This window comes from Rhodobacter capsulatus SB 1003, from assembly GCF_000021865.1.
GTDB classification, from domain to species: Bacteria; Pseudomonadota; Alphaproteobacteria; order Rhodobacterales; family Rhodobacteraceae; genus Rhodobacter; species Rhodobacter capsulatus_B.
The window spans coordinates 2,138,331-2,162,553 of the sequence record NC_014034.1 but is presented as its reverse complement, the minus strand read 5'-3'; the positions used below and the strand labels follow the sequence as shown (position 1 = coordinate 2,162,553).

The window sequence follows — 24,223 nt, the reverse complement described above, 5'->3', positions numbered from 1 at the left end:
TGAGACCCGGCAGGTTCAGTCCGCCGTCATTTTGGCGGTGATGTGCTCCTTGGGGTTTCTGGTCGACTGTCCCCGTCTTAGGTTCAGTCCGCCGTCATTTTGGCGGTGATGTGCTCCTTTACCACTGGAGCGCCCTGAAATCAATCGAGATCCGCGGCGAGGTTTCGGAGGGTGACGACAAATGCCTGAATTTTCTCGCCCATCCGCACGGTATCCGGACGCAAAATTCGAATTATATCCATATATTTCATGGCGCTGGACATGTTCTGAACCTGAACCCTCATTTTCAGTCGATCCGCACCAGATCGGCGGCATTCAGCTTCGACGTGTTACTTTTCGGCGGGACATAGATTTCCACCCGGAACCGATAGCGCCGCCCGACGATGATGGCATCTTCGCGGATCCTTCTCAGCCTGGAAATGTGCAGGCCAATGTTCCCCGCAACGCCCTCGACAGCAAGAAACCCCAAAGATCCGGTGTCGATCACCTTAACCACCACGCCCTCGTAGACTTCCCCCACCTGCGGGGGCGGAAGACGGGAGCCCGCAGAGGGTGCCTTGTTGGGCGGTTTTTGATCTGGCTGGCTTTGCGCGGTCGCGGGTTTGGGGGGCTTGTGCCATGCGTCCCCGTCATCCCGGCGGCGTGGCTTTGGATTCTGGACGCTGCCATTGAAGACGGCCGCCACCATCTGGAGGTAGTCTTGGCTGAAACGGGCCTCTGTCACCGCCGCCGGCCCGCCAACTGTCAGCCTGACCTTGTCGAGGTGCTTGATGGCGGCCTGAGTGATCGTCGCGTCTTGCAGAAGGTGATCTTTCATCTGCCATTTCAGCGTCAGCCCAAGTCGTGCCAGCATATCGAGGATCGAGCGCGGCACCGCATTCTTGCGCTTGCGGTCATAGGCCATCATCTCGCGCGCCCGGTTGACCAGAGCGGTCAGGTCTGGCGTGCCATCCGCGCGGTCAAGCACATTGAAATGCGCAAGGTCTTTGCGGGTTTGGGTGCGCGCGTCGGTATTGGCTGCCCCTGCGATGGTGACAGCCCAATCGGCGCCTGCTCCCAACTGCTTGCTCGCGTTTATGAGGAAAGTTCCGGTGTCACGTTCATAAGCCCCGGCATAGTCGATCAGGCGTCCGATCACGTCCATCATCAACCGGTGCAGGCGCAGATGATCACCCAGATAGACCCGTCCGACCAGAAACCGGTGTTCCTCGATGGTCTTGATCGCCGCAGCGTAACTTTGCCGCTCCTCGGGGGAAATCGTTTTTGGGTGACACTTCATCACCTTGTCGTGCAGGTCGGTGCGCAGTTCCTGGGCTGCCACGATCTGTGACTTTTCCTGCGTCTCGTCTTCGATCTCGGCCAAGCGGGCCACCTCTTCGTCCCGCACTTTGTGCTTTGCGAAAAGATCGCTCAGAACCGCCATATGGTTGTAGCGCGCGATCTGGCGCAAACCGCGCAAGGTGCGCGCGACACGCAGTTCCGGCTCGGACGCACCGTCCCCCTCGGGGTCATCTTCGGCAGGGCGCGCGGTTGTGGGTGTGGCCATGAAGAGCCGGTCAAAGGTGGCCGGGTTGGCAAAGAGCGCCCGAAACGGCTTCAGATCGAAAGGCGCTGCGCGGCCCTCGAACCGGGCCTCGCCGGTCTTGAGGAACAACACCAGCACATCGCGGAAGCGCTTGACGAGATCAAGCGCCTCGCGCCTCGCGTCCGCCTGATCCGTGGCGTCACCGTCCTGGACCAGTTCATATTTGCCCTGAAGCGCCTCCCATTTGCGCAACTGGTGCAGCAGGTTCGAGACATCGCTGGCCGGAACGAAATGCATCACCAGATAGAGCGCCGCTTGCCAATGCTCGTATTGGCCCCGCGTATCGATCGGCTCGGGCAGGACGGGCGCGCGGGTCATCGCCGTCGCGCCCGGCTCGATCTTCAATATCCAGTCAAAGCCCTTGGCCCTGATGTAATCCTCGAACATGAAGGCAAGCATGTCGCGGCGATAGTTCTCGATGAATTCCGCCTGTTTGCGGGCGTTTTCCGAGTCGGACTCGTACCCGATCTGCACCCGGAACTCGGTCGCGGTTTCGCCGGTCAAGGCGCTGAGATATTCGCGCAGCGTTTCGCCATCGTTCGGGGGGCGCAACCGGCTCGTGCGCCCTTCCATTACGTCGGAATACGCCTTCGTGACGTTCACGCTTTGCGCCAGCGCGGTTGCCGCTTCCTTGGCGCGCGCGGCAGGTCCGGCAAGCGCCGTTCCGGTAATGCCAGAAGCGTAGGCGCGGAATGGCCCGTCGTAAAGCCGCAACAGGGCGATGTAACGCGCCTTCGTCGCGGGATCGTCAAGTTCTCGAGGGGCGGGGGGCGGGGGCAGCTTGGTGGCAAATGCATGTTTGCGTGTGTCTCTCAGGCCATGCACATAACCGCGCACACCATCTGCCCGCTTCAGCAATAGCTTGAGCCGCGGCAGCCCGGAGGAGACTTCGGGCGCATCCTTCACCGCTTTGACGATCTCGGAATAAAGTGTCGAGAAATGCTCTTTCGATGCATAATGCGCCACGAAAGCACCGGACAGATCGGCAAGCAGGCGCGCCCCCAACGCCTTTGCATCATTGTCGATGATGGCGCGGATCGCGGCGACTGTCTTGTCCGTCAGGACGACATGCTCTGCCTCCTTCGCCTTTCCCCACCGGGTCTTTTCCAGTTCTTTTCGGATTTCCTTGAGAAAACCAGCCCGGGCACCAAGGTGAAAGGTCTGGTTCCGGCAACCGCGCAGATAGCGCAACAGCGCGAAGACAAAGCCCTCGTTCCCTTCGGCACCCAGTCGGTCCAGTTCGGGCGTTTCCCCGAAATAGATGCCACGCCGCGCCATCGCCTCGGCGACCATCTCCTTGTTCGAGATCACCTGCCGAATATTGACCGCGGCGGTCAGATCACGGTCATTTTTCTCGGTATTGACGATCTTGCCCATCGGGTCGATCCAGGCCTTCATCGACCGCCCGGCCAGCGCAAAGGCCCCCACCCACAGCCGAACAAAGATCTCGGATTCCTTGATTTCGGTCTGTCCGGCCGAGGTCCAGTAATGGCTCTGCGCAAGATCGCCCGCTTGCTGTCCCCGATATTCGGACACACGCCCCATCCGGACCATCTGGTTGCGCACCCGGTTTTCATGCGTATGCCGCATCAGGGCGAGCAGCTCCGTCTTGTCGGCGGGAAACGCTCTCGCGGCATTCTTGCCGCGCGCACAAAGGCGCTTGTAGGTTTTCTTCACCTCGTCATGCAGCGCCAGCACGCTGGGCCCCGCAGCGGGGTCGAAAGAGCAGCGCTTCGATCCGGTCACGCGCTCCAGATGCTCGGCAAGGGCAAAGCCGACCTTTGGCGACAGGGATCGTCCGCTCACCTGTCGCGGCGGGTCGAACGCTTGCGCAGCACTCACTGCGGCTTTCGCCACCTCCTTCACCGAAGCCGCTACATCGACCACGAAATAGGTTTGAATTTCCTCCTCGCCCCAATTCCGCGCCAGCCGCGCCATGCCGCGCGGCAGAACCGAACTCTCTATCCCCAATGCCCGCGCCACCACCAGGCCGGGCGCAAATTTGTCGGTCTTGGGGTTCCGCTTTGGTTGCCCGTCAATGCGCTTTTCATCGACATGCAGATGCTCGTAAAGCGCCGCAGCAAGCTCTTTGGCATCATTCCCGCGTTTCGACATCGCGCCATACCAGCGCCCGTGGAACGCCTGTGGCTCGGGCGGATCCGCTTCGAATTTCAACTTCGCGCCGGAGTCGGCAGGTTGGAACTTGTCACCATAGGGGTGCAGTCGGCGTTTGAACTGATCGTAGTCGCTGTCTTGCGCCAGCCCCGCCTCTGACACCAGCTTCCAGAACGCCTCGCCAAGGTCGTCACGCGCGTCGAACTGCATCTTGGATGGGGTCGGGCTATGGATCGCTTTACCATCCGACTTCCGGCTGTCGGGCTTGCGATAGATCTTGTCGATCCCGGAAATCCACTGCCCGATCAGCGCCTTAGGATCGCTTGACAGATGAGCGGGCAGCTCCTTGCGGTTCTTGCCATCGGTGCTGATCTTGCGTTTGAGCCCCCCCGCCGGATCGCCGAATTCGCTGATCGTCCGCCCTTGAACCTTGCCAATCTGCATTGTCGCGCCCCCAGCACAAAACCCACCAAGGCAAGGATGCAAGCCGTCAAGCCCATTCGCAACAGTTCCGTTGGGCCGGGCCGATTTGCCGCACCATCTGCCCGGTTTTCGACGTTCGGGGCGCGACAAAGCCTGTAGCCATCGCATCGGACTTCGCCTAGGCTTGCCGAAACCCGCCGCCTGCAGCGGCATCGGGTCGGAAATTCGGCAAGGAGGGTTCAGAAAACGCGCAATACACTGACACGGAAAGAGTAATTGCCACTGGAGCGGCGCGGAAATGCAAAAAAGGTCTCAAAATACGGCCTTGATCGTCCAGGGTTCCGAAACCCTGCTTGAAGATCTTGGCGTCTCAATGGCTTGCGGGACCTGAGCCTCACATCACCGCCAAGACGACGGCGGACTGAACCCCTTTCGGCATCGTAGAACCTCTTGTTTAGGTGCCTCACGTCACCGCCAAGACGACGGCGGACTGAACCGAAGGCCGTGATTTTCATCGGTCTCTCCTGTGCATCACATCACCGCCAAGACGACGGCGGACTGAACCTGATGGTCGCCAGCGGTTTGGTATGCTGGGAGAGCCTCACATCACCGCCAAGACGACGGCGGACTGAACCCATGATGTTCCTTTCTTGGGTATGGGGTAAGCCTCACATCACCGCCAAGATGACGGCGGGAACCCAATGCAAACGGAGGTGCGGCAACAGCAAGGTTGCACCGGCTGGACTTCGGCGGCAGTCTGGCGCAACGGGGCGCAGGACACGGAAGATGTGGCGGGGGCAAGATGGACCTGTTTTTCAAGGCCACGGAATATGAGACCCTGCAGGCCTCATGGCTCAAGGTCCAGCAAAACGGCGGCGCGGCGGGGGGTGACGGCGTCACCATCGCCACCTTTGCCCAAGGGGCCACCGCATCTCTGCGCGATCTTGCGCTGGCATTGCGCGCGGGCGGCTGGCAGCAAGGCCCCTGCCGCCGCGTCGACATTCCCAAGCGCAAGGGCGGCACTAGGCGGTTGATGATCCCGCCGATCGCCGACCGCATAATTCATGGGACCGCATAATTCATGGGGCAATCGCCGAAACGCTGGAGCCGATCCTGGATGCGACGTTCGAGATCGGTGAGGGTGTCCGGCCGGGTCGCCAGCAGGCGCTCGAACTCGCTGCGGACCGTCAGCTGGAAGCGCAGGATTTCGAGGAACTGCGGATAATGCCGCTGCAGGATCCGGAACAGGTTCGCGATGTCGCGGCCCGCATCATTGATCACCTCGGCCCGCGGGCGGGCGCGGCGGCGCAGGAAGATCCCGCCCATGCCCACGAAGGGCTCGCAATAGGTCCGGCAGGGGGTTTCGTCGAGGATCGTGCAGATCCGTTTCGCCAGGTTGCGTTTGCCGCCGAGCCAGGGTGCCGCAGGGGCCACCGGCGCGACGGGAATCATGGACTCCATCATCTGAATATGTTCCAAGGGCCCTCCCTCGCGAGGGGGGAGCGGCCATGAGCTTTGGCTGGTCGACGGGGGTGCTTAGCGGTGTCCCCGTGTCGGAGGGGGTTGGCGCCCCCTCTGGCCTCCCAAGAGGCCAAAACGTCACTCTTTACAGAAGTGTCCCGGCGGGCGATCTCACCGGCTCAGGGCCGCGATCTTGGCCGCGGCGAGATTTTTCAGCACGCCGTCGCGTGGCGCGAGGGCCTGGATGGCATCGGGGACCGAGGTCTGGGCATAGGCGACAGCATCCCGGGCGAGGAGGTCGAGATCGCGGCCGTCGTCGCGGCGCCCGCGGCGGGTCAGGGCGAGCTGCGCGCCGGTCATCAGCGCCTGATGCAGGGCCTCGCGCTGCGCGGCTTCGATCTCGATGCCCCAGCGGGCGCGCAGTTTTGCCGCCGCCCAGCCGATCAGCGCGGTGGTGATCGTGGCGAGGATCGGCAGCACGATCTGCGCGAGGATCGTGGCGAGGAGGGTGTCGGTCATCGGGGTCTCCGTGTTGGCTCAGGCTTCGTTGCTGGAGAGGGCGAGGCCTTTGGTGGTGAGGCGGACCGGCCGCCCGGTGACGGGTACGCCCGCGGGCCAGCGCGCCGCGAGCAGGCGCGTCTTGGCGATCCGGGTGACGGTGACGGCATCGGATTGATTGCCGCCGAGGACGTGATAGGCCCCCGCATCCTCGCCGCGGCAAAAGCCGACATGGCCCTGCCAGCCGGAGGGGGCGCCGCGCCAGAAGACCAGCACCGCGCCGAAGACCGGCGCGACGGGATCGCCAAAGCGGCTCCAGGCGCGGGCGGCAAGCGGGGTGTCGGGCAGGATCACCCCGGGCAGCGCCGCGCGCAGGCAGCTTGCCACGAAGGCGCCGCACCAGGGCATGGCGCGCGGGTCGATCGCCCCGGCCGCCGGATCGAGCCAGGCGCGCAGCCGCGTGGTGTCGCGCCGCTCGTGCAGGCCTTTCAGGCGCAGCGCCTCGGCCATCCAGGGAAGGTCGGGGCAGGGCGCATCTGCGCCCATCAGCGCCGCGATGACCGGCCCGAAACCGGGCTCGGCCGACAGCCCGCGGCTGCGCCCGAAGGCCGTGATCGCGGCTTTCGTCTTCGGCCCGCAAAGCCCGTCGATCGGCCCCGGCTCAAAGCCGAGCGCCCGGAGCCGCAGCTGCGCGGCCCGCCAGTCTGTCGTCATCTCACGACTCCTTGTTGTGAAAGAAGACCCGGGTCAGCGCCACCTGGGCGCCGCGCGGGCCGAGATAGGCGAGCGTTGCGACGACGCCGGTGGTCACGGTCCGGCCGAGCTCGAAATAAGCCGCCACCGCCTCGCCGATGATCGCCATGCCGACCGCGACGGGCAGCTCCCAGAGCAGCTCGCGGCTCAGGAAGCGGCGCTTGCGCGCCCGCACCTCGGTCGAATGCCACATCAGCCGCCCGGCGAGCGCCGCCGCCATCGTGGTGACGGCCCCGCCCCAGATGGCATCGACGAGCTCTACGAGGCCCCTTGCATCGCTCATGATCCTGCCCTTTCGCGGCTTGCCGCCCGGCGGGCGGTGACGGTGACGGCGCCCGAGGGCATCAGAAGGTGAGGGCGACCGCGGCCGGGTCGGCGGCGGCGCGGATCTGCGCGGCCAGATCGGCTTCGCGGTCGAAACAGGCCTGCACATGGGCGCGCACGGCCAGCGCGAGGGCGATGATCTGCGGCGCGCTCAGCGCGACGAACTCCCCGGTCGCAAGCTTCCAGCGCAGGGTCAGGGTCGGATCGAGCTGGGCGGCAAGGGCGGCGGCGGTGAGGCGGCTCTGGCTCAGATCGTCGGTCTGCAGGCGCAGCCCGTCGACCTCGATGCCGCGGGCGATGGCCGCGTCGCGCGCGGCCTTGAGATTGGCGAGCGCCTGATCGACCGAGAGCCGCGCCGGGGCCGGTTCCCAGCCCTCGCCGGTCCAGAGATGATCGGCCCCGGGGCGCAGCGGCACCTCGACCGTGCCCTCGGGATAGGCGGCGCGGATCTCGGGGGTGGGCGTGCCGGTGGTCTGCCAGTAGCCGTGGGCGGGGTGGAAAAAGCCGTGTTCCATCAGCGCAGCTCCGCCCAGGTTGCGGGCGCGGCGCCCTCGAACCGGTAATAATGCCCCGCGGGGACGATGGCCTGATGCGACATGATCCGCAGGGTCGAGCCGGTCCCGGTTGCGGCAATCAGGATGTTGGCGGGGGTCGCGACGCCCAGATAAAGCGCGGTGTTCGCCGTCGTGCCGCCTGTGGTGATGCTGACCGCGATCGGGCGCCCGGTGGTGTTCTGGTAATTGGTTCCGGCGAGGCGGGCGGCGGTGACATCCTGCCAGGACTGCGCGACCCCCAGCGCCAGCGCCCCGATCAGCCCGTTGATCTCGGTCTGCGAGCCATGCAGCCGCACCCAGCCCCCCCAGGTGCTGGCGGCACGCCAGCGGATCCATTGCCCGGTGTCGCTCTCGCCCTTGTTGTGGCCCCAGACCAGCTGGACCGCGGCCGAGCCGTCGTAAAAGATCGTCAGCACCATCCCCGCGCCGGTCGCAAAGGGGGTGTTGGCGGTCTGGGCGGCGGCGAAGCGGTTCCAGCCCGAGCGGGTGATCGCGCTCAGATCCGTCACCGCCTCGGCCAGGGCGGTGACCGTGCCAAGGCCGAGCGTGGCGCGCTGCGCGGCCGCATCCGCGTCGCTCGCCAGCGCCAGACCGGCGGCGCTGGCATTGGCGAGGATCGCCTTTCCGGCGCCGGAGGCGGTCAGGAATTCCAGCGCGGTTGCCCCGGCATTGACGGCCATCAGCTTGCCGCCATTGCCCCGCAGCGCAAGTCCGGTCCCGGCGCCCGCCGCAAGGGCCGCGGCCAGCGCCGCATCGGCCTGGGTCTCGGCATGGTCGCCAAGCGCGTCGAGATACTCGGCGAAGGTCTTCCAGAACAGGAGCGAGGCCTCCATGCGCGCGCTGAAGGTCTCCGGGTTGGAGCGCAGCGGCGGCGGCGGGACGGTCGGTTTGGCGGGTTTTGCCATCAGACGATTCCTTGTACTTCGATGGAGATCAGCGACCAGGCGTCGGTCTGATAGGCCGCGCGGTAGCTGCGATAGAATCCGTAGTTGATCGCCGCCTTGCGGGGATCGTCCGAGCCGATCCAGACCGCGGCGGTGCCGCCGCGCAGGCTGCGCATGCGGGTGTCAAAGCCGAGCAGCCGGGCGTTCGGCAGGCAGGTCTCGAAGGTGCTGAGCCGGGTGGCGGCGCGGCGCACGGTGGTCAGATCGCCGTAATCGTCCTGTTTGACATAGGAGAAATCGACGCCCTGAAACCCGGTGCCGCCGATCACCGGGCGCCCGAGCGCCCAGACCGGGCCGAGGACGATCTGCCCGACGCTGACCTGCCCGCCGCGGCGGATGGCCTCGATGGTGATCTGCGCGGCGGCATAGGGCGGCAGATCGGTGAGGACGAATTCGGAGAGCTCGGTGATCGGCTCGACATAATAGCCCAGCCCGTCGCTGACGACGGTTTCGTCCTGCATGGCGATCGCGCGGCGGTAGACCACGGCCCCGGCATCGGTCATCGTCACGCGGATCTCGGCGGCGCTGATGCCAAAGCCCGCGACGCCGCCCACGGCCACGCCCGGGGCGAGGGTGACGCGGATGATCTCGGCGGCACGCGCCAGAACCGAGGGCTTGCCGTCGAAAAGCCGCCAGCGGTTGGTGGCGCCGATCACCTGCCAGAAGACCGGATCGGGGTCGTCGATCAGCGGATCGGCGAGCGCTGCCTGTTCGAGATCGGGATCATGGCCGGTGTTGTCGCCCTGGAGCGCGCGATAGACGGTATGGGTGGCGGGGCTGATCACGAAGGCGCCGCGGGGATAGGTGGTCTGCGCGTTCCAGCGCGGAAAATCCGTCTCGGGGATCGAGCAGGAGATGAGCGTTGCATCGGTGACGGCAATCGGAGTCAGGATCTTCATCGCGCGGGGTCCAGGCTCATGCGCTCCTGCACGGCCAGAAGCCGGGCGGTGAGGCGGGCATTGTTGATGTCGCCTTCGCGGATCGCGCGCACCACCTCGGCGAGCAGCCCCTGCACGGTGGCATCGGCGCCGGTCAGGCGGCGGCGATGGCCTTCCGAGGTCGCGGCATAAAGCGCCTCGGCGCCGCTGCGATAAAGCGACTGGGTGTCGAGATCCTTCAGCGCCGCGGTCAGCGCCTGGGCCTGATCGGTGATCTCGGCCATGGCCGGGGCCAGCTGGATCAGCTTTGCGGCCAGATCGCTGTCGCCGCTGGCAAAGGCGGCGTCGATCAGCTGCCGGAAGGCTTGGCGCGAGCCGGGCAGGGCGTCGATGCCGAGCCCCGCCAGCGCCTGCGAGAGCTCCTCGCGCGCCTGGGCGAGGCGTTCGGCGGGGCTGTAGAACCCGGCGTAATAGCTGCCGACGGCCTCGGACATGGCCTCAAGGCCGCCGAAGGCCCCGGCCCATTTTGAGGCCGCATCGGCGCCCGCCAGCGAGGTGTCATAGGCGGTCTTGCCGAGCCGGTCGAGCCAGGCATTGGCCGTGGCCAGCGCCGAGGAAAGCCGGGTCAGGGTCTCGCTGGCGCTCTCGCCCCGGCGCGCGAAGGCCGAGGTGAAGGCGGAGAGATTGCCGCTGACACCTTCGCCCGCGGCCAGGATCATCCGCGCCAGCTCGTCGGACAGCTGCGTGAACCCCGCCCGGATCGCCTCTTGCGCCTCGCTGTCGGAGAGCCCGTGGGTGGAGATTTTGATCTGCGTCGAGAACCCTTTCAGCGCGTCGCGCCCGGCGATGCCGAGGGTGTCGGCCATGTCCGCGACGCCGCCCACGATCCCGGCCACCGCGGCCTCGATCGGGTCGGCAATCGCCGCACCGGCTTCGGTGAAGGTCTCGCGGGTCTTCTTCGACAGCCCCCAGAACCGCGAGGTCTTCGTCTTGCTGAAGGTCTCGACCAGCGTGTCCATGTCGGTGACGGTCAGCCGCAGCCCGGCGTCAAGCTGGGTGACCTTCTTCTTGAAGAAGGAGAAGACCACGCCCACCCCGGCGAGGATCGGCAGCGCCGCGCCGATGGCGGCGCCGAACGGCCCGAGGCTGCTCGTCGCGCTGCCGACGACCGAGGAGAGATAGGTGCCCGCGGCGCCAAGGCCGCCGCCCGCCCCGAAAAGCGCGGTGCCGAGCCCCGCCGCGCCCGAGCCGATCGCGCCGAGAAAGCTGCCCGCGGTGCCCAGCAGGCCGAGCGGGCCCGCAAAGCCGCCCGCCGCCGCCCCGGAGACGGCCGCGCCCGCCGCTGCCCCCGTGGCGGCGCCGCCGCTGACGCCAAGGCCGAGCGAGAGCGTGATCCGGTTTTTGAGAAAGAGCGCCACGACCTGCTTGAGCGCGTCCCGGGCAAGGCTGACCAGACCCTTGAAGCCGCCCTGAAACCCGTCAAGCATCCAGTCCACCGCGCCCTCGACCGAGGACCGAAACCCGTCCCGCAGCGCATCGGCGAACTCCTGCGCCGCCTTTTGCGCCTCGGTCAGGCCCTTTTTGAGCTTCTTTCCGGCGCCGGAGCCCGCGCTTCCGAGACCTGTCAGCGTGACCTCGGCCTCGGTGGCGGCCGTGGCCACCTCCTGCGCGGCCGCGGCGGCGTCTTCCGCCCCGATCTGCAGGTCGCGCAGGGTTTGCGTGATCCCCGCATCTGCGCCCATCAGCCGGGTGCCGAACAGATCATTCATGCCGTCGGCAAGCGCCCAGGTGAACTCCACCCATCCCCCGGCCATGTCGCGCAGAACCTCGAAGAACTTCGCCTTGAGCTTGTACCAGGCGGCGGCAAAGCCCCCAGCCTTGCGCACGGCATCGAGGATGGCGAGGCCGAGCTCGCCCATGGCGACGACGAGCACGCCGACGCCGGTGGCGGCGATCGCGGCGCGCAGCCCGGCCATGGAGACCGAGAGCGCCATCGTGGCCAGACGCGCGGCGATCGCGGCCGCCTGCCAGGCGATCAGCCCGGCGGTGAAGGCGGCGGCATAGGCGGTCAGATGCGGCAGCGCCGCCATCAGCCCGTCGATCACCCCGCGCAGGAACCCGCCCTCGCGCATGGCATTGACGAAGGCGCGCGCCATCGCCTCGACCGCCGGGGCGAGATCGGCGGCGATGCGGTTGCGTGTGGCCTCAAGGACGACCGAAATGTCGTCGAGCGCCCGCTCGGCCGCGCGCAGCGCGGTGATCGCATCGGTCCCGAGGACGGCGCCAAAGCTTGAGGCGCTCTCGCCCAAGCGGGCCATTTCTGCGCCATTGGCGCGCAAAAGCGGCAGCAGCAGCGTGGAATCGCTGGCGATGGCCTCCATGTAGAAGGTCATCTCCGCCTGCGAGAGGCCCGCTTTCTCCAGGCTCGACACGTAAAGCTGCAAGGCCTGCGGCCCCGAAAGATCGCGAAACGCCTGCGCGGTCACGCCGACGCGGGGCGCGATCTTTTCGAAGAAATCCGCCATCGCGCCGCCGCCGGTGGAGAGATAATCGCCCACCTTGTCGTTCACGTCCTTGAGGATATCGGCGAGCTTTTCCTGTTCGATGCCCACCGTCCGCGCCCCGAAGGACCAGTGCTGCAGCTCCTGCGCCGAGGCGCCCGCGACCTGCGACAGGCGGGTGATCTCGCGGGCGGAACGCGCGGCCGCGGTGACGATCGCGGCCAGGGCCGGGCCGCCGATCGCCGCGCCGATGGCGGAGACCGCGGCCGAGGCGGCCATGGCCGCGCCCTTGAGCGTGCCGAGCGAGGCCGTCGATCTGGCGACGCCCTTTTGGAAACTGGCGCTGTCGAGACCGAGATTGACGCGCAGCGCGCCGATCACTGCAGAGGCAGACATGGGCATTCCCCGAAAAGACAGGGCCGCCCGCAGGCGGCCGGGTTTGCAGATCAGGGCCCGGGGCGCAGCGCCATGGCGATCAGCGCGCCCCGGACCCGTTCATGATCGACCTCGCGCGCGCCCTGCGCGGTGGCGGCGGTGGCGGCGGCGGTGTCGTCCGGCCGGAACTCCGGCAGGTGTTGCGGATCGTGGACAGCAAAGGCCACGAGCCCGGCGAGCTGGTGATTGAGGGCGCGGGCGGTCTCGATCTCGGCGCGGCGCTGCGCGGCGGCACCGCGCAGGATCATCACCGCCTCGCGCGGGGTCAGATCCCAAAAGCCCGGATAATCCTGCCCGGCCTCAAGCCAGGCGCGCAGCAGCGCGTTCAGGGGATCCGTTTCTTCCGGCTCGCCCCGTTTCCCCCGGCGTCTGCGGCCTCCGCCCCCGGAGCGCCCGCCTGCGGAAAGGCGGCGCGGATCGCCTCGCCCAGAAGCCGGGCCGCTTCGGTCTGGCCGATCTCGTCCATCAGATCGCCCGCCGCTTCCTCGGTGAGGCCCTCATGGGAGAGCGCCGCCCAGACCATGCGGCGGATGCGCCGCGTGTCGCCGGGGCTTTGTTCCAGCGCGGCCATCGCCTCGAGCAGGGTCTCGCCCGCGGCGTCCTGATAGCGCACAAGGGCATTGGTGGAGAGCCGGAAATACCGCTCCCCGGCGAAGGGCACCGCGCCGCGCAAGCTGGTCATGCCGGTCATGCCTTCGTCCCCTTGGTCCAGGTCACGTTGCCGGTGGCGCGAATGCTGATCGTCATGGCGATCAGGCCGGTGACGTCGTTGCCCTCGACCTGCGGGGTCGGGAAGCCGCGGAACTGGAAGACATCGCCGGTCTTCTGGCCGGGGGCGGGCTTGAGGGTGGTGCGGTAGTAAACCGGCTCGTCGCGGAGGGAATCGGCGATCTGCTGTTCGTAGCCCGCGGCGGTATAGCCGCAGGGCACCGAGATCTCGCCCGCGTCGCGCATGCCGCGGATGTATTCCTTGAAGCCGTTCGGGCTGTCGAGCGAGGTGGCATCGATGTAATCGGTGCTCGGCGCGGGGATGGCGATGCCCTTGCATCCGGGGATTGCCGTCCAGGCGACGCCATCGGTGGAGCGCTCGACGGTGGCGCCGTAAGCGATGATTTGACTGTTGGCCATGCGGCCCTCCTCAGCTGGTGAAAACCGTGATGAAATCGAGCGAGACCCGGAACGGGGCCTCGCTGTCTTGTGAATCGCGCGTGCCCGCGTGAAAGACGCCCTGAAACCCGCCGCCGCTGTAGCCATCCAGGACGGCGCGCACGGCGCGGGAAAGGCGTTTGGCCGCGCCATAGCTCTCGCCGTAGCAATCGACCTGGACCCGGCCGCGGGAAATGCCATCGGGGCCGGAGAGGAGCAGCCCGCCGGTGTCGGAGATCGTCCAGAGCACGAGGCGCGGGCAGGCCGTGTCCTGCGGGTTGGCGCCGAAATCGATCCGGTCGCCAGTCAGCGCCGTGACCGCGCCCGAGGCCAGCAGCGCGGCGCGAAAGCTCTCTTCCATGGATCAGAAGATCCTGTAGCTGTGACGCGGCAGCGCGGCGCCGAGCGGCTTGCGCGCCACCAGTTCGACCCCGACCAGCCGGTAGCCATGCTGCGCGGCGAGATCGGCGAGCAGCTTCACCACATCATCGGGATGCGCCTTTTCCTGTTCCATCAGCCCTTCTCCTTTGCGGCCGCGCGTCGCGCCGCCTTTTCGATCTCGCCCCAGAGCGTCTTGCCCAGCCGATCGAGGGTGGGTCTGCCCTCGGCCTCCCAGGCGGGGCGCAGGAAGGGGCGGGGTGCGGTGCCGGGGTGCTGCGTTCCGGCGAATTGACCGCGGTTGCGGTGCGGCTTGGTGCCGAATTCCACCAGATGGGCGTGATTGCCCGCCTGTTTGTAATCGGGGCCGAGGAACATCTCGACCGCGGCCTTGCCCTCGGCCTGCAGCTTGCGGTTCGCCTGCTGCTGGCGCTTGCTGAGCTTGGTGCTGATGCTGATCGAGCGCTTCAGTTTGCCGGTCGGCCCCTCGGGGGCGAGCGCCGCGGCCAGATCCGCCACCGGCCGGGCGGCGGTCTTCAGCGCGCGGCGCATCACCGCTTTCGCCGTGGCGGTCTTCTCGATCTGCGCCAGCGCCTGTTCGAGGTCGCGCAGCCCTTCCAGCTTCACCGTGCCGGTCATCCCGCCGCCTTTCCGATCATGATCGCCGCAAGGGAGAGCTCGATCAGCCCGGCAGCGGGGGCGCAGATCCCGCGGATCTCCCACAGCTGGCCGCGCGCCCGCACCCGGTCCGCGGCGGTGATCTGGCGGGCGCGGCGAGAGGCGCGCAGGCGCAGCCTGGCACCGCCGCGCGTTTCGATCTGCCCGGCGGCGGCGGCTTCGTCACCCGCGGTCTCGCGCAGGCTGGCCCAGAGGGTCGCCAGCTCTTCCCAGCCGGTGAAGCAGCGGCTCAGCCCGTCATCGCCGATCCGCGGGCGCAGGATCGTCACCCTTGTGTCAAGGCGCTCGCCCATTCTCAGCCCCCCGAAAGCCCGCACGCCATCACGCGCGGGCGCAGATAGCGGGCGTGCCCGGAGCATCGCGCGCGCGCCGAAGGAGAGCGCACCGGGGCTGGCCGCCTCGCCTGCGATGGTGATTCCGGCCGCGTGCCAGTCCCGCGCGATCAGCACGATCGCCTGGCGCAGCGGCAGGAGCGCCGGGCTTTCGGGATCGGCGCCGACCGTGGCGGTGATGCTGACGGGGCAGGGGGCGGCGCTGGAGGGCAGCGCGCCCGCGGCAAAGTCGATCTGCGGCTCGTCATGGGCGAGGCGCAGCCGCCAGCGCGCCGGGTCAAACGCCTGCGCCCCCGTTTCGGTCTCGACCACCACCTGCGCCACCGACAGCACCGGCGCGCAGGGAAACCACCAGCGCCGCAGGCCGGGCACCGCCTCCAGCGTGATCTCCACCTCGCGCGGGCCGAGCGGGCGGTTCGTCGCCTGTTCGACCAGGCTTTGCGCCGCCGCCAGACAGGCGGCGAGGGCGGCATCGTCCTCGGTCCCCTCGTCCATATGGGTGGCGCGCTTGAACTCCGCCACGCTGACCGCGCCCGGGACCGGTCCCAGAACGCGCATCAGCCCGCGCGCCCCTGCACCGGCGGAGCGCCGTCTTCGCCGTCGTCGTCAAGGTCTTCGGCTGCGCCGTCGTCGTCATGGTCATGGTCGTTGCCGTCGTCGTCATGGTCGACGAGCAGGAAATCCGGCTCGGCCGCGTCGTCGTCGATCCCGTCATCGGGGCAGTCCGCACCGGGATCGTCGCCGGGATCGGCGGCGGGATTGTCGCCCGGTTCTTCCGTGTCGCAGGCCTCATCCTCCCCCGGCTCTTCCCCGGCGCCGGTCCTGGTGGTCAGCGGCACCGCCTTGCCCCGGGCCACCAGCGCCGCGGCCTCAAGCGGATCGAAGCCCGCCACATCGCCCGCATGATAGGGCGGCGCGGCGGCGAGGAAGGTCAGCACCACGCGCTGACGGGTCCCGGCCCCGGCGGCGGGATCGGGCGCCAGCGGCGCGGCCTTCACCGCCTCGGCCGCGCCGCTGGCGATCAGCGCGCGCGCGACTTGGGCCTCGAACCCGGCGATCTCGCCGGTGTTGTAGGGCGCGGAGCCCCGCAGAAATCTTACCGTGACCAGCCTGGCCATGTTTGTTCCTTTCCGATCAGGGACCGGGCCGCGACCGGGCGCGGCCCGGGGGGATCACAGCGCCCAGCCGATGCCCTGCAGCCCGGCGATCGCCACCTCATGTTCGGGGGCAAAATCATGCTCGGCGATGGCGCGCATCAGCGTCTGGTCATTGGCAAAGGCCGATTGCATCTCGCCATTGGCGTCGAGATAGGCGGCCTCGGTCGATTGCGCGATCCGCAACAGGCCGCTTTCGCCGATCACCAGATAGGAGAAATCGGCGAACATCACCTCGGTCTCGTTCGCCCCGGCGCCAAGGTTGTTGGGCAGCTGGGTGGTGGTGTGGATCGGAAATCCCATCAGCTCGCCGCGCGCGTCGATCGAGGGGTAAAGCGCATTGCCATGCAGATCCTTCAGCGCGGCCAGGAAGTTCTTCGCCCCCGGGCGCATGATCCAGCCCGGCGTGACCATCAGGATATTGGCATCCTCGACCAGCGAGACGAGCTTGCGCAGCGCCTTGTCGATCGCCAGCGCGTCGGTGCCCGCCACCGCGCCCAGCCAATGCCCCGCCGGGATCCAGTTGCGCGCGCCCTTGGGCGCCTCGTTGGTGCCGTCGCCGCGCAGGAAGGCCAGATCCTCGCGCGCGCCCATCACCTTGAGCAGATCATCGCGCACGAGCGCGCCCATCTGCAGCGAGGAATAAGAGAGCAGCGAATTCGAGATCGGCACCAGCGCGCGCAGCTTCTTGAAGCTCTGGTCGACGGCATCGAAGCCCGGGGCGCTGGCGCGCGGCGCCACGGTCTCGCCGCCATAGCCCGCGCTGGCGCTGCCCGCCTGACGCGCCTTGCGCAGCTGCCCCGCGGGCATCGGCACCACCCGCGCCCCGGCGCGGCGCATCACCACCCGCGGGCGCAGCATCTCGATCAGATCCGCGGCCAGCGGGCGCGGCACCGTCACGCCGCCCGCGGTCGCATCGGTGGCGTTGAGCGCGGCCGCGACCTGGCCAAAGCCCGCCCGGTCCAGCTGGGCGACGGCGCGGCCCAGATCGCCCTTTTGCGCCGCGAGCGCGCCGACGATCAGCCCGACCTCGATGCCCTTGTGGGCGGGGTCTTTCGGCACAGCAGCCGCCCCCGCCCCCGCCGCCGCGCCCGCCCCAAGGTTCGCCCCCGGGGTCGCGCCCGGATCGGTGTCGCCCGGCCCCGCGGCGGCGGCCTTTGCGGCTTCCACCGCCTCGGCGCGCTTCACCTGCTTGTCGGCGGCCTCGAAGGCGCCTTGCGCCGTCTCAAAGGCGGTTTCCGCCGCGCTGATCGCCGCCGCATCGGGCGTCTCGGCCGCTTCCAGCGCGGCCAGCGCCTCGGCCCTTTCGGACATGCTGTCCGCCGCCGCCTTTCGCGCGCGGCGCAGATCATCGATCGTCATCATTCTTCCTTTCCGAGAGTCCGGGATCCAAGGCCGCGGCGCCGGGCGCGCGGCCACATTCTCCGCCGCCACCGCGCGCGGGCTCACACCGGCCGGGGCCGGGATGTCTTGAAGACGGGCTTGCGCCGGGATGTCTTAGAGACGGGCCTTCGCCCGGGCCGCGGCGGCCAGCGCCCGCGCCCCCCGCGCCAGACCCTTGCGGGGGGCGGGGGCATGGGCGGCCCGCAGCCGGGCATAAAAGGCAGCGCGGGTCTCGATCCGGTCGGCGAGCCCGCGGGCCAGCGCCTCGGCGGCCTCGAAGACCGCGCCGCCATCTTCGGGATCGTCGCTGACCGAAAGCCGCGCGGCCAGATCTTCGGGCGCGATGCCGCGCCCTTCCGCCACCGCCGCGTGAAACCGCGCCTCGGTGCGGTCAAGGCCGCGGCGGATCTCGGCCTTGCCGTCCTCGGTCGCCGGATCGGGCCATTTTGCCCGGGCATGGCGCGAGGTGAAATCGAAGAGCTGCACCCCCGAGGCGGCCCCCGGCGCGACATTGGCCGCCGCCGTCACCGCCACCCCGATCGATCCCACCGCCGCGCGGGGCGTCATCACCAGCTCGCGCGCCTGGCTGGCCAGCCAATAGCCCGCCGAGGCGGCGAGCGGCGCGGCCAGCGCATGGACGGGCTTGACCGCCGCCAGATCGCGCAGCGCCGTCACCGCATCCTCGATGCCAAGCGTGTAGCCGCCCGGCGTGTCGAACTCGACCACCACCGCCGACACCGCATCATCGGCGGCCAGATCGGCGCAGGCCTCGGCGATGCCGCGATAGGTCGCCCAGCCCAGATAGCGTTCCAGAAGCGCCGAATTCGGCGTCAGCAGGCCGCGCACCGGCATCACCGCAAGGCCCGGCTCGCGCGTGTAGCGCGTCAGATCGCCCGCCGAGGCCTGCGGCTCTGCCGCTGCCGCCGCCGCGGGCCAGGCCGTCGCCAGAAGCTCGGCGGCCCGCGCCGTGTCCAGCGCCATCAGCCCGCCGCCCGCGGCCAGCACCTCCCGAACCGTTCTGCCCATCGCTCAGCCTTCCTTGTCCGTTGCGCCGCCGTCCTTGCGGGTCATGTTCGGCGGCGGATAAAGCACGTCGCCGCCCGCGATCGGGTCCTTGCCCTCGATCGCGCGCCCCTCGTTCGGCGTCAGGATCGGCCCGCCCACCGCCTTGGTGATCGCCTCGTAGCGTTCCTTTGTCGTTGCCATCAGCAGCGCGTCATACTGGTGGCGCAGGAACAGCCCGGCGCGGCGCTCGGCCGCGCTGAGCAGCCCCTGGCCCAGACCCGATTCAAGGAACCGGCCCCAATGCGTCAGGCATTCGGCCTTGTAATCCAGCGCCTGTTGCTCGCCGTTCGCCTTCACCCCGTATTCGAGCATCTGCAGCTTGGCGGGCGGCACCCGGTAAAGCGCCGCGATCTGTTCGCGGTCGAACTTCTGCGAGGCCAGCAGCTCCAGATCCGCCGCCGAGAGGCCAAGCGATTTGATGTCGTCGCTTTGTCCGATGATCAGCACGCCCTCGTCGGCATCCTCGGCCATCGCCGCCTTGAGCCGTGCCCGCGCGCGCTGCCAGGTCTCGTCATCGGCGCCGAAATCCTCAAGCTTCGCCACCGCCTTGAAACCCTTGCCACCCGCCAGCCGCGCCGCCGCCTCCTGACGGGCGAGCGCAATGCCCAGCGTCTCGGCCGCCACCTCGATCGGGCTGCGCCCGGTCCAGCCGTCCTCGGCCATGTAGCGCAGATGCGCCATCACCCGGCCCGAAACGCGGCGGAGCACCTGCGCGCCGTCCTCGAACTCGTAATAGCGTTCGCGCCCGGCGCGCAGCACGGTGCAGTGATCGGGCCGGATCGCCTCGATCAGCGTGACCTCGCCCGCGCCGTCGCGCGGCGCAAAGGCAAAGCCGCGGCCGCGCAGGGTGAAGGCATAGCCGATGGCGAAGCGCATCACATGGGCGGGCACGCCGGGCGCGGCCTCGGCATTGAGCAGGTGATCGAGCGGATGGTCGCGCAGCCGGATCTCGCGCCCGCTGCCCGCGCGCTGAAACACGCCGAGCGGCAGCTTTGCCAGATCGCCCGCGATCACCGTGCAGGCGGCCACCACGGTCGCATGCTTTTGCGCCAGATCGGGCGTCACCCGCGGCAGGCTGCGCACCCGGCTTGCCCCCGCGATCCCGAACTCCCGCCAGCCCGCATCCTGCGAGACGGGCAGGGCGGCCGCGCCCGCTGCCGCCATTCCCGACAGCGCCGGTTCGATCCGCGCCGCGGCGGGCAGCGTGGCACGGGCGCCAAGGCCCAGAAGACCGCGCAGGTTCATAATGTCTCCACCCCTCTTGCTTGCTTGCGCCTGCGCTCGCCCGCGGCGGCGCGTCCCACCGCCATGATCATCGCCACCGCGGCATCGATCCGCCCGGTCGAGCGTTTCTTGTTCGGCTTGATGTTCTCGGCCGCGTCCTCGTCGCGGTGCACATTGCCCACCTGCCAGGCGAGCACCGGATTGCCGCCGTGGCGGAGGCGGTTTTGCGCCACCAGCTCCTCGACCCGCTTCATCGGGTTTGACATGCTGGCAAAGCCCTGCCGGTGCTCGACCATCGGCAGGCGCCGCTTCGCCAGCCGGTCGGCCATGTACTTCATGCCCCAGGGATCATAGGCGATCTCCTGCACCGCGAAGGTCTTTGCGATCCAGCCGATCCGCGCCTCGATCTGCGCCTCGTCGATCGCGCCGCCGGTATGCACCTCCAGCCAGCCCTGGTCGCGCCAGGCGACATATTCCCGTTTCTCCTTTTGCGCCCGCACGATGAAGCCCTTCGGCCCGGCAGGCAGGAAGGTGTAGGCGATCAGGTAGATCAGCCCGTCGAGCGGCACCGCGACGACAATCGCCGTGGTGTCGATCTTGTTCGACAGGTCCACCCCCACCCAGGCGTCGCGGCCGTAAAGCATGCGGGGATCGAAAGGCGCATCGGCCGCGCCCTGATCCCAGCTCTCGCGCGCGATCCACATCTGTTCGCCCTCGGTCCAGAGGTTGCAGTGGAAGCGCTTGAAGTTCGGCATCGAGGCGGCGATCGCCGCCGCTTTCGAGGCCGCCTCGTGCATCTTCCCGATCGGCTTCGACACGCCGAGGTTCGGATTGCCCATCGGCCAGAAGGCCGGATCGAGCGGGTCGCAATCGGCGGGCGGCTCGGCGACGAAGCCGAAAAAGGCGTCGTCCGTGATCGCGCCGCGCAGCACGCCCTCGGCATAGCCGCGCAGCTCGCCGCAGAGCGAATGGCGGTCATGGCCCGCGGTGGTGATCACCCAGTCGATCGGCTGCGCCCGCGCGATCATCGACTCGACGATGGTCTCGGCCAGTTCGCGGTCTGTCCAGCGGTGCATCTCGTCGCGCGCCAGAAAGCTCGGGTTGATCCCGTCGCTGGAATCGCCGTCGCGCGAGAGGCATTTGATCACCCCGTCCACCCGCGGCGTGACGATCTCGTGGCGCATCGTCTGCATCATCCTGCAAAGGACCGGCGAGCGCTTGACGATCCGCCCCACCTCCTTGAACAGAAGCCCCGCCTGATCGCGCGTCGTCGCCGCGCAAAAGCCCTGCGGCGCCGCCTCGCCGTCCAGAAGCTGGGTGAACAGCATTGGCACCGCGGTATCGGTGGTCTTGCCGTTCTTCTTGCCGACCTGGTGATAGGTCGAGCGGAACCGGCGCACGCCCGAGCCTTCGCGCTTCCAGCCAAAGACCGAGCCATGCCGGAACACCTGCCAGGGCTGCAGCTCCAGCGGCTTGCCCGCCATCGGGCCGACCGTATGTTGCAGCATCCGCGCGAAATTGATGATCCGGTCGGCGGCGGCGCAGTCGAAGTAAAGCCCGCGTTCGGCGCCGGTGTCGAGATCGCGCAGATGGCGCGCGCAGGCCAGCCGCACCAGCTCGCCCGCCACGATCCGCCCCTCCATCACATCGGTCGCATAGCGCGAGACCGGGTGATCAAGCGGATGGCGCATTCACCGCCCGCATCAGATCCTCGAAGAGATCGCCCTGGCTTGCCGCGCCGAGCCGCTTCTCGTCGATCGGCGAGAGCCCGAAAAGCGCGCCGAGCCGGATCATTCCCTCCAGCGCGAATTTGCGCAGATGCACCTCGGGGCGGGTGCGCTTCTGGTTGCCGTTGCGCCCCGCGCCGGTCTCATAGGTCACGCCGTTCGCGCCGATATCGCGCGTCATCGCGATATAGACTGCGACCTCCTCGCAATAGCCCGCGAAGAGCTCGTGATAATGCGGCTCGAGCCGCTTGAGCCGGACCAGCTGCGGGGCAAGCCGCAGCCAGACTTCGCGCGCATCCGCGCTCATGAAGTCGGGCGGCGCCGGAATGGCCTCGTCTTCGCCCTTCATCGGGGTGACGATCCTCAGAGTGCCTTTCGCGCCGCGCATGCCGCCCTCGTGTTCCTCTCTTCCAAGTGGGTTTTTGATCCCAATTTCCCGCCCGCGAAAACAAATCTCCTCCCGCCGGTGCGGGGGGAAGGGGGCCAGTTTCCGGATACCCCCCGGGGGGCTCAGTCCGCGCCGTGCCAGATCTCGCGCGCGGTCTTGCGCGAATGGCAGCGCTTGCACAGCGGCTGCCAGTTCGTCCGGTCCCAGAATGCCCGCGCATCGCCCCTGTGGCGGGTGATGTGATCGACCTCGCGCGCGGCTTCGATCACGCCCAGTTCGGCGCAATCGGCACAAAGCGGATGCGCCGCCAGAAAGGCCGCCGCCGCCCGCCGCCAGCGCGGATCGTGATAAAGCGCGTGCCAGCGTGTGGCCTCGGCCGAGCGCGCGGCTTTGGCCTTGCGTTCCCTGTCACGGGCCAGATGTTCGGGGCAACGCGAGCCGCCGGGCAGGGCCAGCGCCTCGCAGCCCGGCGCCGAACACAGCTTCCTGATGGCCATGTCGTCCCCGGAAAATAAAAACGCCCGCAAGGCCGGTCAGCCTTCGGGCGCAATTCGAGATCATGCAAAACCCATACGCAGTCGCGATTTAACGGTCAAGCGCAAAGTCGCATTCGTTTTGGTCAAGTGCAAAGTCGCATCCGCTCCAGCGCCGCCGCCAGCGCCTTGCGCAGGACTTCGATGTTCTGCCCGCTCTTCGCCCAACCATGCGCCAGCAGCACATCGCCCAGGCTCTGGCCCTGCAGGCAGAAACCATCGACCAGCGCCCGGTCCGCGATCGTGCGCGCACCGCCCTCTTCGGCGCGTTTCGAGGGCCGCACCCGGCGCACCGAAAGCGCCGCGCCGGGGCCGATCCGCGCCTGCATCCGCGCCAGCCGCGCCGCCGCCTGGGCGTGCCGTTCGATCCAGTCGAGCCCGCCCGCACCGCCGCCGCCGAGCCGCCCTTCGAGGCTGGAGCATTTGACCCCGCCCGCCGAGACGAATTCGGCCAGCGCCGCATAGCTGCGCCCCGCCAGAACCTGCCCGGGCGCGAACGGCGCCGCCTGACCGCGCCGCTGCGCCGCCCGGTCCATCTTGTCGAAGAGATCGGCCCGCCGCACCGCATCGCGGCCGCGATAGCCCGCCGGTTCCGCCGCGAAGCCCTCCGCGCCCTTCGGCACCATCGCGACCGGCTGAAACCGCAGCGCGGCGCCCCGCGCGGGCGCGGCCGCGATCTCCGGCCCGCAGCTTTGCGGCGCTGCCGCCCGCGCCATCACGCAGGCCTGCGCCAGCGCCTGCATCCGCGTCACCGAGAGCACCACGTCAAGCGGGCCGCCCGCGCCGCCCCGCCGCGCCCAAAGCTCGCTCCGCGCCACCGCTTTCGTCGTCAGCGCCCAATCAAGCACCTCGACCCAGAAACGGAACTGCGCCCGATCGCGCGCGCCGAGCGCCCGGATCGCCGCGGGATCGGCCGTGCCCGTCAGATGGCGCACCGCCAGATCCGCCAGAACTGTCGCGGGAACGACCCGCCCGCCGGGAAATGTCATCAGGCTCATGCCGCGCGATCCTCTGCGTCCGAACTCTTCATCATCGCTTCCGCCAGCGCCAGATCGGCGTGATAGGCTTCCAGCCAGGCGTGATCCTCGCGGCGCAGGCTGCTGCCGCGTTCCAGCATCTGGCGCAGCCCGGCGCGGCGGCGGGCATTGTCGGCGGCCTCTTCGCGCAGCTTCGAGATCATGTAACGCCCGGGCGGCGGGCCGAGCCGCCGGGCCATCCGCATCAGCTCGACCAGATAGCCGCCGTCGCGCGCCTCGCGCCCCGCCGCCGAGCGCAGCAACGAGGCGACGTAATCGCTTCTTTGCGGCGGCGGCTGTTCCAGCCCATAGGCCCAGCTCAGCAAGAGCGCCGGTTCCGGCCAGACCCCGCGCGCCTGTTTGAGCGCCATCTCGCACAGGCCCCGCAGGTTCTGTCGGCTCATGTAAGACAGCCTGCGCGCGATCATCGCCTGATCGCGGGCATGGTCCCCGGCCGTCACCTTGCGGCTGCGCCGCAGCCCGGCCATCGGCCCGAGCAACTCGGCGCGCACCCGCGCCTCGCTCCGGCCCCCGTCCTGTTCCTGTTCCTGCCCTGTCATCTTCCCTGCTCCTTTCTCAGCACTTATCCACATATCCACAGGTTCGCCCGCCCGGGCCTGTCTGAGGATCGGCTTCTATCCCTTTCAATGTCTTGTCCTTTTCCCTGTCGTGCAGGACAGTCCGAGAGTGTCCGGGACTGTCTTGACACTGTCTTTCGGACAATCTTG

The 24,223-nt window shown here is 68.4% G+C and carries 25 protein-coding genes and 1 pseudogene; 1 reads left to right on the top strand and 25 read right to left on the bottom strand.

Annotated features, from left to right (window positions below):
- Window positions 1-286: 286 nt before the first annotated feature.
- Window positions 287-4,144, bottom strand: a complete 3,858-nt coding sequence (gene cas13a / locus RCAP_RS09965) for a type VI-A CRISPR-associated RNA-guided ribonuclease Cas13a (protein ID WP_013067728.1) — start codon at window positions 4,142-4,144, stop codon at window positions 287-289.
- Between the two features lie 781 nt (window positions 4,145-4,925).
- On the opposite strand from cas13a, the gene RCAP_RS09960 reads away from it, so the two are divergent.
- Window positions 4,926-5,201 (top strand): hypothetical protein, encoded by a 276-nt coding sequence (locus RCAP_RS09960; RefSeq protein WP_013067727.1) that lies wholly within the window; start codon window positions 4,926-4,928, stop codon window positions 5,199-5,201.
- A 44-nt stretch (window positions 5,202-5,245) separates the two neighbouring features.
- On the opposite strand, the pseudogene RCAP_RS09955 reads toward RCAP_RS09960, so the two are convergent.
- From RCAP_RS09955 to RCAP_RS09840, 24 genes and pseudogenes are all read right to left on the bottom strand, one after another.
- Window positions 5,246-5,575: pseudogene (locus RCAP_RS09955) on the bottom strand (DNA adenine methylase); the annotation flags it as partial.
- A 180-nt stretch (window positions 5,576-5,755) separates the two neighbouring features.
- The gene (locus RCAP_RS09950) at window positions 5,756-6,103 is read right to left on the bottom strand and encodes a hypothetical protein (protein WP_013067725.1); all 348 of its coding nucleotides are present in this window, start codon (window positions 6,101-6,103) and stop codon (window positions 5,756-5,758) included.
- 18 nt (window positions 6,104-6,121) lie between these two features.
- Window positions 6,122-6,796 carry an NlpC/P60 family protein gene (locus tag RCAP_RS09945; protein WP_013067724.1) on the bottom strand — a complete coding sequence of 225 codons (675 nt, stop codon included), beginning with the start codon at window positions 6,794-6,796 and terminating at the stop codon, window positions 6,122-6,124.
- A gap of 1 nt (window position 6,797) precedes the next feature.
- Window positions 6,798-7,118, bottom strand: coding sequence for a phage holin family protein (locus tag RCAP_RS09940; RefSeq protein ID WP_013067723.1), 321 nt, complete (start codon window positions 7,116-7,118; stop codon window positions 6,798-6,800).
- A 61-nt stretch (window positions 7,119-7,179) separates the two neighbouring features.
- On the bottom strand, window positions 7,180-7,674 hold the full coding sequence (locus tag RCAP_RS18510; RefSeq protein WP_013067722.1) for a DUF4376 domain-containing protein: 495 nt from the start codon (window positions 7,672-7,674) through the stop codon (window positions 7,180-7,182).
- Entirely contained in the window at window positions 7,674-8,618 is a 945-nt protein-coding gene (locus tag RCAP_RS09930; protein WP_013067721.1) for a pyocin knob domain-containing protein, read from the bottom strand. The genes RCAP_RS18510 and RCAP_RS09930 overlap by 1 nt, the downstream gene beginning before the upstream one ends.
- Window positions 8,618-9,556, bottom strand: coding sequence for a hypothetical protein (locus RCAP_RS09925; RefSeq protein WP_013067720.1), 939 nt, complete (start codon window positions 9,554-9,556; stop codon window positions 8,618-8,620). Before RCAP_RS09925 ends, RCAP_RS09930 begins: the two co-directional genes overlap by 1 nt.
- On the bottom strand, window positions 9,553-12,432 hold the full coding sequence (locus RCAP_RS09920) for a phage membrane protein (RefSeq protein ID WP_013067719.1): 2,880 nt from the start codon (window positions 12,430-12,432) through the stop codon (window positions 9,553-9,555). Before RCAP_RS09920 ends, RCAP_RS09925 begins: the two co-directional genes overlap by 4 nt.
- A gap of 50 nt (window positions 12,433-12,482) precedes the next feature.
- Window positions 12,483-12,719, bottom strand: coding sequence for a hypothetical protein (locus RCAP_RS09915; RefSeq protein WP_013067718.1), 237 nt, complete (start codon window positions 12,717-12,719; stop codon window positions 12,483-12,485).
- Window positions 12,720-12,796: 77 nt separating this feature from the next.
- Window positions 12,797-13,153: a hypothetical protein gene (locus RCAP_RS09910; RefSeq protein ID WP_013067717.1), complete on the bottom strand. Its 357-nt coding sequence runs from the start codon at window positions 13,151-13,153 to the stop codon at window positions 12,797-12,799.
- Window positions 13,154-13,158: 5 nt separating this feature from the next.
- On the bottom strand, window positions 13,159-13,599 hold the full coding sequence (locus RCAP_RS09905) for a phage tail protein (protein ID WP_013067716.1): 441 nt from the start codon (window positions 13,597-13,599) through the stop codon (window positions 13,159-13,161).
- A gap of 10 nt (window positions 13,600-13,609) precedes the next feature.
- Entirely contained in the window at window positions 13,610-13,978 is a 369-nt protein-coding gene (locus RCAP_RS09900) for a DUF3168 domain-containing protein (protein ID WP_013067715.1), read from the bottom strand.
- Window positions 13,979-13,981: 3 nt separating this feature from the next.
- On the bottom strand, window positions 13,982-14,131 hold the full coding sequence (locus RCAP_RS19610; protein ID WP_013067714.1) for a hypothetical protein: 150 nt from the start codon (window positions 14,129-14,131) through the stop codon (window positions 13,982-13,984).
- Window positions 14,131-14,634 (bottom strand): HK97-gp10 family putative phage morphogenesis protein, encoded by a 504-nt coding sequence (locus RCAP_RS09895; RefSeq protein ID WP_013067713.1) that lies wholly within the window; start codon window positions 14,632-14,634, stop codon window positions 14,131-14,133. Before RCAP_RS09895 ends, RCAP_RS19610 begins: the two co-directional genes overlap by 1 nt.
- Window positions 14,631-15,563: a head-tail connector protein gene (locus RCAP_RS18505; protein WP_013067712.1), complete on the bottom strand. Its 933-nt coding sequence runs from the start codon at window positions 15,561-15,563 to the stop codon at window positions 14,631-14,633. The genes RCAP_RS09895 and RCAP_RS18505 overlap by 4 nt, the downstream gene beginning before the upstream one ends.
- Entirely contained in the window at window positions 15,563-16,123 is a 561-nt protein-coding gene (locus RCAP_RS18500; protein WP_013067711.1) for a hypothetical protein, read from the bottom strand. The genes RCAP_RS18505 and RCAP_RS18500 overlap by 1 nt, the downstream gene beginning before the upstream one ends.
- 54 nt (window positions 16,124-16,177) lie before the next feature.
- Complete coding sequence (locus tag RCAP_RS09875; RefSeq protein ID WP_023911500.1) at window positions 16,178-17,524, bottom strand: phage major capsid protein; 1,347 nt, start codon at window positions 17,522-17,524, stop codon at window positions 16,178-16,180.
- Between the two features lie 132 nt (window positions 17,525-17,656).
- The gene (locus RCAP_RS09870) at window positions 17,657-18,568 is read right to left on the bottom strand and encodes a S49 family peptidase (RefSeq protein WP_013067709.1); all 912 of its coding nucleotides are present in this window, start codon (window positions 18,566-18,568) and stop codon (window positions 17,657-17,659) included.
- A gap of 3 nt (window positions 18,569-18,571) precedes the next feature.
- Window positions 18,572-19,852: a phage portal protein gene (locus RCAP_RS09865; protein ID WP_013067708.1), complete on the bottom strand. Its 1,281-nt coding sequence runs from the start codon at window positions 19,850-19,852 to the stop codon at window positions 18,572-18,574.
- Window positions 19,849-21,522, bottom strand: coding sequence for a terminase large subunit (locus RCAP_RS09860; protein ID WP_013067707.1), 1,674 nt, complete (start codon window positions 21,520-21,522; stop codon window positions 19,849-19,851). Before RCAP_RS09860 ends, RCAP_RS09865 begins: the two co-directional genes overlap by 4 nt.
- Complete coding sequence (locus RCAP_RS09855) at window positions 21,506-21,946, bottom strand: P27 family phage terminase small subunit (RefSeq protein ID WP_013067706.1); 441 nt, start codon at window positions 21,944-21,946, stop codon at window positions 21,506-21,508. The genes RCAP_RS09860 and RCAP_RS09855 overlap by 17 nt, the downstream gene beginning before the upstream one ends.
- Window positions 21,947-22,068: 122 nt before the next feature.
- Complete coding sequence (locus RCAP_RS09850; RefSeq protein ID WP_013067705.1) at window positions 22,069-22,443, bottom strand: HNH endonuclease; 375 nt, start codon at window positions 22,441-22,443, stop codon at window positions 22,069-22,071.
- A 122-nt stretch (window positions 22,444-22,565) separates the two neighbouring features.
- Window positions 22,566-23,477 carry a hypothetical protein gene (locus RCAP_RS09845; protein WP_013067704.1) on the bottom strand — a complete coding sequence of 304 codons (912 nt, stop codon included), beginning with the start codon at window positions 23,475-23,477 and terminating at the stop codon, window positions 22,566-22,568.
- The gene (locus RCAP_RS09840) at window positions 23,474-24,055 is read right to left on the bottom strand and encodes a hypothetical protein (protein ID WP_013067703.1); all 582 of its coding nucleotides are present in this window, start codon (window positions 24,053-24,055) and stop codon (window positions 23,474-23,476) included. Before RCAP_RS09840 ends, RCAP_RS09845 begins: the two co-directional genes overlap by 4 nt.
- Between the last annotated feature and the right edge of the window lie 168 nt (window positions 24,056-24,223).

Excerpts from the sequence above, each read along its gene's own strand:
- RCAP_RS09850 (WP_013067705.1), bottom strand. The coding sequence starts at position 22,443 with ATGGCCATCAGGAAGCTGTGTTCGGCGCCGGGCTGCGAGGCGCTGGCC.
- cas13a (WP_013067728.1), bottom strand. The coding sequence starts at position 4,144 with ATGCAGATTGGCAAGGTTCAAGGGCGGACGATCAGCGAATTCGGCGAT.
- RCAP_RS18500 (WP_013067711.1), bottom strand. The coding sequence starts at position 16,123 with ATGGCCAGGCTGGTCACGGTAAGATTTCTGCGGGGCTCCGCGCCCTAC.
- RCAP_RS09875 (WP_023911500.1), bottom strand. The coding sequence starts at position 17,524 with ATGATGACGATCGATGATCTGCGCCGCGCGCGAAAGGCGGCGGCGGAC.
- RCAP_RS09905 (WP_013067716.1), bottom strand. The coding sequence starts at position 13,599 with ATGGCCAACAGTCAAATCATCGCTTACGGCGCCACCGTCGAGCGCTCC.
- RCAP_RS09895 (WP_013067713.1), bottom strand. The coding sequence starts at position 14,634 with ATGACCGGCACGGTGAAGCTGGAAGGGCTGCGCGACCTCGAACAGGCG.
- RCAP_RS09920 (WP_013067719.1), bottom strand. The coding sequence starts at position 12,432 with ATGTCTGCCTCTGCAGTGATCGGCGCGCTGCGCGTCAATCTCGGTCTC.
- RCAP_RS09840 (WP_013067703.1), bottom strand. The coding sequence starts at position 24,055 with ATGACAGGGCAGGAACAGGAACAGGACGGGGGCCGGAGCGAGGCGCGG.
- RCAP_RS09915 (WP_013067718.1), bottom strand. The coding sequence starts at position 12,719 with ATGATCCTGCGCGGTGCCGCCGCGCAGCGCCGCGCCGAGATCGAGACC.
- RCAP_RS09910 (WP_013067717.1), bottom strand. The coding sequence starts at position 13,153 with ATGACCAGCTTGCGCGGCGCGGTGCCCTTCGCCGGGGAGCGGTATTTC.
- RCAP_RS09860 (WP_013067707.1), bottom strand. The coding sequence starts at position 21,522 with ATGCGCCATCCGCTTGATCACCCGGTCTCGCGCTATGCGACCGATGTG.
- RCAP_RS09865 (WP_013067708.1), bottom strand. The coding sequence starts at position 19,852 with ATGAACCTGCGCGGTCTTCTGGGCCTTGGCGCCCGTGCCACGCTGCCC.
- RCAP_RS09845 (WP_013067704.1), bottom strand. The coding sequence starts at position 23,477 with ATGAGCCTGATGACATTTCCCGGCGGGCGGGTCGTTCCCGCGACAGTT.
- RCAP_RS19610 (WP_013067714.1), bottom strand. The coding sequence starts at position 14,131 with ATGGAACAGGAAAAGGCGCATCCCGATGATGTGGTGAAGCTGCTCGCC.
- RCAP_RS09950 (WP_013067725.1), bottom strand. The coding sequence starts at position 6,103 with ATGACCGACACCCTCCTCGCCACGATCCTCGCGCAGATCGTGCTGCCG.
- RCAP_RS09960 (WP_013067727.1), top strand. The coding sequence starts at position 4,926 with ATGGACCTGTTTTTCAAGGCCACGGAATATGAGACCCTGCAGGCCTCA.
- RCAP_RS09870 (WP_013067709.1), bottom strand. The coding sequence starts at position 18,568 with ATGGGCAGAACGGTTCGGGAGGTGCTGGCCGCGGGCGGCGGGCTGATG.
- RCAP_RS09945 (WP_013067724.1), bottom strand. The coding sequence starts at position 6,796 with ATGACGACAGACTGGCGGGCCGCGCAGCTGCGGCTCCGGGCGCTCGGC.
- RCAP_RS18510 (WP_013067722.1), bottom strand. The coding sequence starts at position 7,674 with ATGGAACACGGCTTTTTCCACCCCGCCCACGGCTACTGGCAGACCACC.
- RCAP_RS09930 (WP_013067721.1), bottom strand. The coding sequence starts at position 8,618 with ATGGCAAAACCCGCCAAACCGACCGTCCCGCCGCCGCCGCTGCGCTCC.
- RCAP_RS09855 (WP_013067706.1), bottom strand. The coding sequence starts at position 21,946 with ATGCGCGGCGCGAAAGGCACTCTGAGGATCGTCACCCCGATGAAGGGC.
- RCAP_RS09900 (WP_013067715.1), bottom strand. The coding sequence starts at position 13,978 with ATGGAAGAGAGCTTTCGCGCCGCGCTGCTGGCCTCGGGCGCGGTCACG.
- RCAP_RS09940 (WP_013067723.1), bottom strand. The coding sequence starts at position 7,118 with ATGAGCGATGCAAGGGGCCTCGTAGAGCTCGTCGATGCCATCTGGGGC.
- RCAP_RS09925 (WP_013067720.1), bottom strand. The coding sequence starts at position 9,556 with ATGAAGATCCTGACTCCGATTGCCGTCACCGATGCAACGCTCATCTCC.
- RCAP_RS18505 (WP_013067712.1), bottom strand. The coding sequence starts at position 15,563 with ATGCGCGTTCTGGGACCGGTCCCGGGCGCGGTCAGCGTGGCGGAGTTC.